Raw genomic sequence first — 9,569 nt, 5'->3', positions numbered from 1 at the left:
GCGGTGGGCAAGATCACGTTCGGGCGGTTTCAGCTTGGCGGCGTGGGGGGATCGTTGCTGGTCGCCGTGGTCGTTAGCCAGATCGGCGTCGAGATCGACGACGGCGTCAAGGCGGTCATGTTCGCGCTGTTCATCTATGCGGTGGGCTATAACAGCGGGCCGCAATTCTTCAGCTCGCTCAACAAGTCCAGCCTCAAGGAAATCGTGCTGGCCGCTTTCGTCGCGATCTTCTCGTTGGCGACCGTGATCGTGCTGGCGCGGTTCTTCCAGCTCGACAAGGGCCTGGCGGCGGGCCTGGCGGGTGGCGCGCTCACCCAGTCCGCGATCATCGGCACGGCGGGCGATGCGCTGACCCGGCTGCCTTTGCCGCCCGAGCAGATCAAGGTGCTCCAGGCCAATGTCGCCATCGGCTATGCCGTTACTTACGTGTTCGGCTCGCTGGGCGCGATCATCGTCTGCGCCAACATCCTGCCGCGGTTCATGAAGCAGGATCTCGCCGCCGCCGCCGCGCAGGAGGAAGCGCGGCTGAGAGGCGACGCACTGCCCTCCGGCCCCGGCGTCAGTTCGGCGATGCCCGCGCTGGTGGGCCGCGCCTTCCGCGTGGTGGCCGGTGCTGGGAGATCCATCTCTTCGATCGAGAACGCCGCCGCCGACAGCCTCACCATCGAACGCGTCGTTCGTGAGGGCCAGGCGCTGGACGTGGCCGAGGATCCGGTCCTGCGCGAAGGCGACGTGGTGGTGGCGATCGGCCGCCGCGAACAGGTCATCGCTTCGGCTGCCGAGATCGGCCCCGAAGTTCCCGGAACGGAGGGAGGGCCGCTCGCCATGCGTTCACGCCAGGCCGTGTTCACGCGCAAGGGCCTGAACCGGATGACGATCGCGCAGATCAAGCAGGCGATCGATCTCAAGATGCGCCACGGCGTCTATATCGAATCCATCACGCGCATGGGGCGTCAATTGCCGGTCCTGCCGGAAACGGTGGCGATGCATGGCGACGTCGTCACCTTCTACGGCGCGGATTCGGATACCGCGCGGGCCGCCCGGGAAGCCGGATACCCCCTGGCCACCGACAACAAGACCGACTTCGTCTACATGGGCCTCGGCATCCTGATCGGCCTGCTGATCGGCCTGCTGACGGCCAACATCGGCGGCATTCCCCTGACGCTTGGCGCGGGGGGCGGCGCGCTGCTGTCCGGCTTGCTGTTCGGGTGGCTGCGGTCGAAGCGGCCGATGTTCGGCGCCTTGCCCCCGGCAGCCGGGCAACTGCTCCAGGATTTCGGCCTTGCCGCCTTCGTCACCGTGGTCGGGTTGAATTCGGGCAAGCAGGCGCTCGTCACCATCCAGGAACACGGGATGACCATCTTCCTGCTGGGCGTGGTGGTGACCCTGCTGCCGCTGCTTGCCGCGATGGTGTTCGGGCGGTTCGTGCTGGGCTATCGCAATGCGGCCGTGTTCGCCGGTGCGCTTTCCGGCTCTCGCAGCGCCAACCCGGCGTTCGGCGCGGTGCTGGACAAGAGCCAGAGCGCCGTCGCCACGGTGCCCTTCGCGATCACTTACGCGCTTGCCAACGTCTTTCTGACGCTGATCGGCCCCTTCGTCGTCGGCCTCGTCTGATTTCCCCGCCATCCCCGGAGACACGTCATGGATACGCAGACCGATAAACTTGCGCAGCTCAGCCCGTTCGAGCTGAAGGATGAACTGATCAAGCTCGCATCGAGCGTCGAGAACCGGCTGATGCTCAATGCCGGACGCGGCAATCCGAACTTCCTGGCCACCATTCCGCGTCATGGTTTCTGGCGACTGGGGCTTTTCGCGATGCGCGAGGCCGAACGGTCCTTCGCCTACCTGCCGGAGGGCGTCGGCGGCTTTCCGCGTCTCGCCGGCATAGAGGACCGCTTCGAGATATATGCGCGCGAACATGCCGGCACGCCCGGCATGGAGTTCCTGGTCGGCGCGGTTTCCTATGTGCGCGATCAGATCGGCATGGACGCCGCCGTTTTCCTCTACGACATGTGCGAAGCGGTGCTGGGCTGCAATTATCCCGTGCCTGACCGGATGCTCCGCAGCGCCGAACCGATCGTGGCGCACTATCTGCGGCAGGAGATGGTCGGAGCTCATCCGTTCATCGGCACCTTCGACGTTTTCGCGACCGAAGGGGGCACGGCCGCGATGACCTATATCTTCAATACGCTCCGCGAAAACCGGCTGCTGTCTCCGGGTGACAGCATCGCCATCGGCATGCCGATCTTCACGCCCTACATCGAAATTCCGGCGCTGAACGATTATCGCCTCAACGTGGTGCACATAGAGGCCGATCCGAAGCAGGGCTGGCAATATCCCGCTTCCGAGATCGACAAGTTGAAGGATCCGGCCATCAAGGCCTTCTTCCTCGTCAATCCCAGCAATCCCCCTTCGGTCAGGATCGACCAGGCGACCCTGGAACGGATCGCGGAGATCGTGAAGCAGCGGCCAGACCTGATACTGCTTACCGATGACGTTTACGGCACCTTTGCCGATGATTTCGTATCGCTGTTCGCGGTGGCGCCGCAAAACACGATCCTGGTCTATTCGTTCTCGAAGTATTTCGGCGCCACCGGCTGGCGTCTGGGCGCCATCGCAGTGCACGAGGACAATGTTCTGGACCGGACCATCGCGGCCCTGCCAGATGAGGTGAAAGCCGAACTGGACGAGCGCTATGCGTCGATCACGACGACGCCGCGCGATCTCAAGTTCATCGATCGCCTGGTTGCCGACAGTCGTACCGTTGCGCTCAATCACACCGCCGGGCTATCGACGCCTCAGCAGGTCCAGATGGTACTGTTCGCCCTGTTTGCCCTGATGGACACTCCCAATTCGTACAAGGCGGCGATGAAGCGGCTCATCCGTGCACGTGAACACGCGCTCTATCGCGAGATCGGCGTGGGGCCGACGCCCAACCCGGACGACGTCGGCTACTACACACTGCTGGATCTTGCCGATCTGAGCGAGAAGGCCTTCGGAAAGCCCTTTGCCGAATGGCTCCTTGCCGAGGTCGAGCCGCGTTCGCTGCTGTTCGAACTGGCGAGCGAGAGCGGCGTGGTGCTGCTTCCCGGGGGAGGGTTCGGCGCCTTGACCCCCGCCGGTCGAGTCTCGCTCGCTAACCTCAACGAGGCGGATTACGCCAAGATCGGCCGGGCGGCCCGAGCGCTCATCGAGAAATACTGGGTGCGCTTCTCCGACCAGAAGCAGGGGTAAACCCCGGCGGTGACCGGCGCCTGCCGTGGGCGGCGCCGGTCGCTTCAATCCTTTTCACGCGACTCTTGCGAGGTCGCGGTCGCCGGCCAGTCGCCTTCGACCAGCAGCGGCAACCCCTCGAACCACGCGCGTTCCCGCTTGAGCGTCATACCATCGCAGGCGAAGGCAAGGTCTTCGCCCGGCACGGCGCGCAGTTCCTCGTCTATCCCGCCGACGCCGCCCGATGATACGACCACGTAACTCACCCTTGCGGTCTCGCATGAGACCAGCGCTTCGACGGCCTTGCCAAGGGGATCGCCATCGTTGCCCGCTACCGGCATCCCGGCGATCCCGGTGGCGGTGAACAGGGTGGGATAGGCCGAACGACGGCTCGCTTCGGCTGCCGACTTGCCCCCGTCCTCATAAGCGCGCTGTTTCCCAAGCCAGCGCCAGACGCCGATCAGGTTGACGAGCGTTAGAAAGCCATTGGTCGCCGTCAGGTTGGCCTGCCCGGACGTGAGCCCGACGATCGTCCAGGCAATCGATCCGGCCGTGAAGACCACAAAGCCCCAACCCGTGACCCGCGCGCCGAGATTGGCCGCGGTCATCATCGCGGCGAGCATCGTGGCAACAGGTGCGATCCAACCGGCGGCGTCTTCCAATTTAGCGGCTCCATGACAGGAGGACTGGATGGTAGCGAACTCGGAACATCCGAACGCGCGGCCGCCGTCATGGTGTCGATCGTTTCAAACTTTTGCAGTTGGCGATCGGGTGCGATGCGCCTCGGTCAGGGTCGGGACCCTAAGCCCTGTGCAGGCGTGGGGTATAAAATCCGCCGAGATGTTTGGAACGCCGTGAAGGCGCGCTATGGTCGTCGCTCCGGCGAGCAATGTCGCCCGGCGCCGCACTCCTCGAACAGACTGCTCCAGAACATTCACGCGTCGCGGTATCGCGCAAGCGTCTCGGTATGGCCGCTGAGCCAGGCGCCGATCGCTCCGTCGAGCCCGCTCACGGCCAGCCAAGGAATTACAATGATCGATGACGTGGTGCTCGGCCAGGCGACCGTGCCGGATGGGGTGGAACTGAGGCTGGTTCAGTATGGTGCCGATTTCGCGATCCTGCTCGAAGACAACGAATTGATGAGCACGAATGCCAATGCATCCGAGGAAGCGCTGGCGGTCATGACATGCGAGAAACTGGCAGATCTCAAAGCACCGCAACTGTTGATCGGCGGGTACGGCATGGGCTTCACGCTCCGCGCGGCGCTGTCCATGTTGGAGGACGATGCAGGCATCGTCGTTGCCGAAATCGTGCCGGAAATACTCGCCTGGGCCAGAGGGCCGATGCAGGAGATTACCGGCGGGTGCCTGGACGATCCGCGCGTTCACGTCGTCGACGAGGACGTGGCACTGCTCATCGCTTCGGCACTGGACGCATACGACGCGATCCTTCTGGACGTCGATAACGGACCGGAGGGTCTGACCCGTCGGTACAATGACGGCCTCTATTCCGTATCGGGGTTGCAGCGGGCGATGCGGGCGCTTCGGCCAGGCGGGATTCTGGCTATTTGGTCCGCATCTGCCGAACCGGCGTTCACCCAGCGACTTCGTGATGGCGGTTACCAGGTAACCGAAACGACCGTTCGTGCAGAGGCAGACGACAAGGGCCTTCACCATCACATATGGTTCGCACGCAGACCGTGACCGTCTATGATCCCTGGCACTCCGTGCCGGTTCTGGCGAAGAAGCCAGGTGCGCTGAGGAATGGCGCGCCGTTCAAGCTGGCCCTGCCGCCAGCACTGGAGCGCCTTCGTGGCAAGCTGAAGGGCAGCAACGATGGCGATCGGCAGATGGTCAAGATCCTGACAGCGGCCACGGTCGACGGCCTTGATGCACTCGAAGCGGCTGCCGCCGAAGCGATGGCCCAAGGGGTCACTAGCGCCGATGTCGTACTCAATATCCTAGCCCGGTCCCCATCGGCGCCGATGGAGCCCAGCATCGGCACGCCCGAGCATCTGCAGCTCAAGATCGAGCCCATCGCCGATACCGGCCGCTACGATCGGCTGCTGCCCGTGCGGAGAGCAGCATGATGATGGAGCGCCATGAGATCATCGGCCTCATGGCCGAGTTAAAGCTCGCCGGCATGCGTCATGCCTATGACGAGGTCATTGCCGACGCCCTCAAGCGCCAGCATCCCGTTCAGCACGTCGTTGGCTTCGAGTTTACCGGCAAAAGAAGACGATTTACCGTCAAACCTGTTCCCCTATTTCACGGCGATCCCGGTCCCTGTTTGCGCGCCGATTGACAGGACGGGGCCAGCCGAAAGAAAAATCAGCAAGCTCAAGCTCATCAAACGATCGATGTATAGTCGCGCGGGCTTGAATTTCCTGCGAGCTCGCGTGACGGCCTGAACAGCACCAAAAGTGCGGGAGAGGCCCGGTCCGGGAAAATTACAGTGTCGTTGACAACCGCTGGCTTTCGCCAACCCGGTTCATGGAGGAATGCGCTACCATGAACCGGATTAATGCAATCTCTTTCAACGACTTCAGAGCTGAATCGTAGCGCCTGCCAGGTAACGCTTGCCGGGATAGCTGATTTCCGTCAGGCGCATGTCGCCTGCGGTTGCGCGCTCCGTTTCGCCGGTGAGGTTCTTCGCCTCCACGAAGACCGAGACGCCGGTTCGCGGAATCCGGTAGGAGACGCGGGCGTCCAGATAGCCGGTACCGTCCCGGTACACCGGATTGCCGGAACGTTCGGCGGCCGTCAGCAGGTACTTGCTCCTGCCGTTATAGGCCAGTCGCGCGTTGATGCCGTACTTGTCGTAATAGGCGATCAGGTTGTAGCTATGCTTGGATAGCCCGGGGAAGTCTAGTTCCGAGCCGTCGAGCTCGTTGTAGAGACCGACGTCCTGCGCGGTGCTGTAGGTATAGTTGATGATGGCGCCGAACCCGTCGAGCGGGGAGGGCAGGAACGTGAAAGCCGTCTGCGCGGAAAGCTCCAAGCCGCGGATCTTTGCGCCGCCGCCGTTAATCGGCTGGGTTACGTCGTAGAGGATTCCGTCCTTGAACAGGTCCACTCCGGTCCGCAGCGTGCGGCCGAGGATGAAGCTCTTCACGTCCTTGTAGAAGAACGAGGCGTTGAACAGCGTGTCACGGTTGGCGTACCAAGCCAGATTCACGTCGAACTGGTTGGCGCGGTAGGGCTTGAGGTCGGGGTTGCCCGCTGCGCAGGTGTCGAGTGTTCCTTCCTCGGCATCCAGCGTGAGATCGTAGATGCAGTTGGCATTGGGAACGAGGTCGGTCGGTTTCGGACGGGCCATGACTTTCGCATAGCCGAGGCGCAGGGTGACGTTGCGGCCGAAATCCACCGCCAGGTTGGCGCTGGGCAGGATGTCGTCGTAACGGTTGTTCAGCGTTACCGACTGGGTGCCGACGATCACGATGCTGTTGGTGCCGCTGACGGGGTCGGTCACCCGCTCGCGCCGGACGTTGGAGCCGGTCACATGAGTGCGGGTGGTGACATAGCGCACACCGACATTGCCGGAAAGAGAGAGGCCCAGCAATTCGCCTTCCAGATTGGCCTTGAGGTACGTCGCGGCGATCGTTTCGGATAAGTCGTGATCCGGAATCTGCGCCACGCCGTTGCAGGTCCGGATGCAGTCGCGATTGAAACCGGACAGATCGAAATAGTCGGCCACGGCATCGAAATTCGGCGCGAGCCAGGATTGCGGCAGGCCGGTCGTGTCGATGCCGCCGCCGTTGAAGAAGGTGCCTGGGGTCTGTTCCGAGGAATCGGCGATGAACTGCGCTAGCTTTTCCGGAGTCCAGACCAGCGCGGTCGCGCCGTTCGACCGGATCGCGACGTCATAATCGACATTTGCGGTCGGCACTGTGGTTCCGTCCGGCTCGACGCGCCCGCCGCCGCGATAGCGCAGCGATCCCGACTTGCGGTATTGGACGCCCGCCTCAAGGCTGCGCAGCACCGGACTGTCCAGATCGTAATCGGCGTCCAGCTTGAACTGGGTTTCCTTCGTGGTCACTTCGTCGGGGCGATACTCCAGCGACGGGCCGACGGGGCGGATGCCGCTAGTGTAAGTAGAGACATCGGCGGGGTCGTAGCTCTCCGGGAACGTGAAGCGGGGAATGCCGGTATCGGGATCGAGGACGATGCTGATCGAGGGAATCGAGGCGCTGAGGCTGATCGTCTTGCTGTCGCTCTTCACCGTGGCTTTCGAGGAGACGGCAAGGCCGGTCAGGTGAAGACGGTCTACCTCCCAGTCGAAACCGCCCGAGAGATAGCGCGAGCGCTGGTTGTAGATGAAGTCGCGCTTGGTGGAGCTGAAGATCGATCCCGCGCCGGTCGTGTCGGTGGGCGCGGTCGGGGCCGTGATCAACTCGATCGCGTTGTTGTTCTCGTCCGTGACCACCGTGCCGGTGGCAAAGCGCGGGGCCGCGGCCAGGTTGATCGCATAGTTGTAATCGATCATCCGGTTGCGGCGGCGGTTGTATTGCCCTTCGACCCAGGCGTTGAGATTGTCGGTGAACTGGTATTGCAGGGTTCCCATGGCCGAGACGCGCTTGTCGTCGCGCGTCCAGATGCCGTAACGGGGAATGCGCGGCGTATTGTCGTAGAACTGCCGCTGGCAGGCGGCGCGCAGGTCCGGGCCCTGCGGGACGCGGCGGCAACCGGCCAGCGAGGTGATGTCGCTGAAGTTCGGATTGGGTACGACCACCCGGTCGTCGCCATTGAAATCAGCCAGGCGTACCCACTCGGTATTGCGGATGAAGTCGCCGCGCGTGAGGTTGTGGTCGTAAGTGACGTTGAACAGCACGCCCAGGCGGTCGTTCAGGAACTTGCGGCCCGCCGTCAGGTTGGCGCGCGGCCTCACCGTCTTGTCGGCGCCGTCCAGCACCTGGCCCGAGAGCATGGCCGAAAGCAGCGGCTTCTGGAGTTCCAGCGGCTTGCGGGTCTTGATCGATACCGTCCCGCCGATGCCGCCTTCGGTCATATCGGCGGTATAGCCCTTGAAGACGTCGATCGACTTCACCAGTTCCGAGGCGAGTTCGCGGAAGTCCGCCCCGCGCTCGCCGCTACCGCTGTTGCCGAGCAGGGAGACGCCGTTGATCTCCACGCGGTTGAGGTCAGGCTCGACGCCGCGGATGGAGACGGCGACGCCTTCGCCGAATTCCCGCTGCAACTGGACGCCGGTGATCCGCTGCAGCGCCTCGCCGATGTTCTTGTCCGGGAATTGGGAGACGTCTTCCGCCACGATCGAATCCGCCACGGTATCCGCACTGCGCTTGCGGGCTATCGCCGATTCAAGGCTGGCGCGGGTGCCGACCACGACGATCTGGGGATCCTCGGGTGGCGGCGCTTCCTCGGCCCCGGCGGCGAAGGCCCAATTCCCCGCAAGGATCGTGGTGGCTGCCGCATGCCATGCTAGTCGTTTCGATCGCCAGTTCTTCGTCATCTATCGCACCCCTGTTCTCAACTGAATCAGTGGAGAATGGATAGCGGATGCGTTTATTAGTCCGACAAATTATTGCTTTCCCAGCGTCAACCTCTTCTATATATTTGGAATTCTGATCCAAATTGTGGGACGATAGATGAAGGAAGAGTGTCGGCGATCCTTGGCGGATTCCCGGACTTTAGTTATGCCAGGCAGGGCTAGACAAGGTCGCGAGCCGATGGGGCAGGGCGCGCAACTCCCACCCGATTATGAGTAATTCTTATAACCCAGGTCTTGAGCAAACTCCGAGGCTGGACCACGAGATTTGCCCGCCAGACGATACTAACCCGGAAAGCATGGGACATCTACGCGACTAGCCGCAAGCTGGCGCTCAGGCCATGAAGCGCCCGGTATTCGTTAACACCGCTGAAGGATGCATCCTTCCAAAGTTAGTTTCCCGCCAGATCGTTATGGTCCCAGATCAAGCGGGGGTACATTTAAAAGTGAAACTTCGTTAAACTCGCCCCGGGCCAGTCGGCGACGCCTGGATGTGCAGCAAGTAGATCGTGAGCCCCGTTCTTGCGGTAAAGCCGAATCCATTACCGCCTCGCCATTTTTATTTTTCGCTGCTGGGGGACGCTTGCACTTTTTCCATTTGTCCCTCCCTTTCGAGAGGTTGCTTGCAGTTGCTGCGTGAACTTCAAGTGGACGATCAAAACTCAAGGGCCTTCAACGCCCGTCGCTTCCAACAAGGCTTCGTCTGGCCAGAAGCGCACATGGTTCTCACAACACGTTGCTGGTGAGGTTGTTGTCATTTCTAAACTCTCTCGCTTTTTACCTCCGCGCATGGAGTTGAACCGCACCGGGATTGCCGGAGGCCAGTTTTCTTAAATTAGGCAGCCAGTGGG

6 protein-coding genes and 1 pseudogene are annotated in these 9,569 nt (G+C 62.4%); 5 read left to right on the top strand and 2 right to left on the bottom strand.

From position 1 onward, the window contains the following. The coding region (gene aspT, locus RT424_RS13300; protein WP_313438900.1) for an aspartate-alanine antiporter at nucleotides 1-1,614 on the top strand (1,614 nt) is incomplete at its 5' end. A gap of 27 nt (nucleotides 1,615-1,641) precedes the next feature. Then, nucleotides 1,642-3,234 (top strand): bifunctional aspartate transaminase/aspartate 4-decarboxylase, encoded by a 1,593-nt coding sequence (locus RT424_RS13295; RefSeq protein ID WP_313438897.1) that lies wholly within the window; start codon nucleotides 1,642-1,644, stop codon nucleotides 3,232-3,234. A 44-nt stretch (nucleotides 3,235-3,278) separates the two neighbouring features. Here the strand turns inward: RT424_RS13295 and RT424_RS13290 are convergent, their stop codons facing one another. Continuing rightward, complete coding sequence (locus RT424_RS13290; RefSeq protein ID WP_313438998.1) at nucleotides 3,279-3,836, bottom strand: PRC-barrel domain-containing protein; 558 nt, start codon at nucleotides 3,834-3,836, stop codon at nucleotides 3,279-3,281. A gap of 408 nt (nucleotides 3,837-4,244) precedes the next feature. Between RT424_RS13290 and RT424_RS13285 the strand changes: the two genes are divergently transcribed. The 3 genes and pseudogenes from RT424_RS13285 (at nucleotide 4,245) to RT424_RS13275 (ending at nucleotide 5,517) form a co-directional block, all read left to right on the top strand. Next, complete coding sequence (locus RT424_RS13285) at nucleotides 4,245-4,916, top strand: spermidine synthase (protein WP_313438995.1); 672 nt, start codon at nucleotides 4,245-4,247, stop codon at nucleotides 4,914-4,916. Continuing rightward, nucleotides 4,916-5,302: pseudogene (locus RT424_RS13280) on the top strand (IS21 family transposase); the annotation flags it as partial. The gene RT424_RS13285 and the pseudogene RT424_RS13280, both read left to right, overlap by 1 nt. Next, nucleotides 5,299-5,517 carry a hypothetical protein gene (locus RT424_RS13275; RefSeq protein ID WP_313438894.1) on the top strand — a complete coding sequence of 73 codons (219 nt, stop codon included), beginning with the start codon at nucleotides 5,299-5,301 and terminating at the stop codon, nucleotides 5,515-5,517. The pseudogene RT424_RS13280 and the gene RT424_RS13275, both read left to right, overlap by 4 nt. 240 nt (nucleotides 5,518-5,757) lie before the next feature. Here the strand turns inward: RT424_RS13275 and RT424_RS13270 are convergent, their stop codons facing one another. Next, nucleotides 5,758-8,682 carry a TonB-dependent receptor gene (locus tag RT424_RS13270; RefSeq protein WP_313438891.1) on the bottom strand — a complete coding sequence of 975 codons (2,925 nt, stop codon included), beginning with the start codon at nucleotides 8,680-8,682 and terminating at the stop codon, nucleotides 5,758-5,760. Between the last annotated feature and the right edge of the window lie 887 nt (nucleotides 8,683-9,569).

The organism is Novosphingobium sp., assembly GCF_032093395.1.
In the GTDB taxonomy this organism is placed as follows: Bacteria; Pseudomonadota; Alphaproteobacteria; order Sphingomonadales; family Sphingomonadaceae; genus Novosphingobium.
The sequence above is the reverse complement of the archived record's forward strand: the minus strand, read 5'-3'. Positions and strand labels throughout refer to the sequence as shown.

Coding starts and splice junctions, on each gene's coding strand:
- RT424_RS13285 (WP_313438995.1), top strand. CDS start 4,245: ATGATCGATGACGTGGTGCTCGGCCAGGCGACCGTGCCGGATGGGGTG.
- RT424_RS13290 (WP_313438998.1), bottom strand. CDS start 3,836: ATGCTCGCCGCGATGATGACCGCGGCCAATCTCGGCGCGCGGGTCACG.
- RT424_RS13275 (WP_313438894.1), top strand. CDS start 5,299: ATGATGATGGAGCGCCATGAGATCATCGGCCTCATGGCCGAGTTAAAG.
- RT424_RS13270 (WP_313438891.1), bottom strand. CDS start 8,682: ATGACGAAGAACTGGCGATCGAAACGACTAGCATGGCATGCGGCAGCC.
- RT424_RS13295 (WP_313438897.1), top strand. CDS start 1,642: ATGGATACGCAGACCGATAAACTTGCGCAGCTCAGCCCGTTCGAGCTG.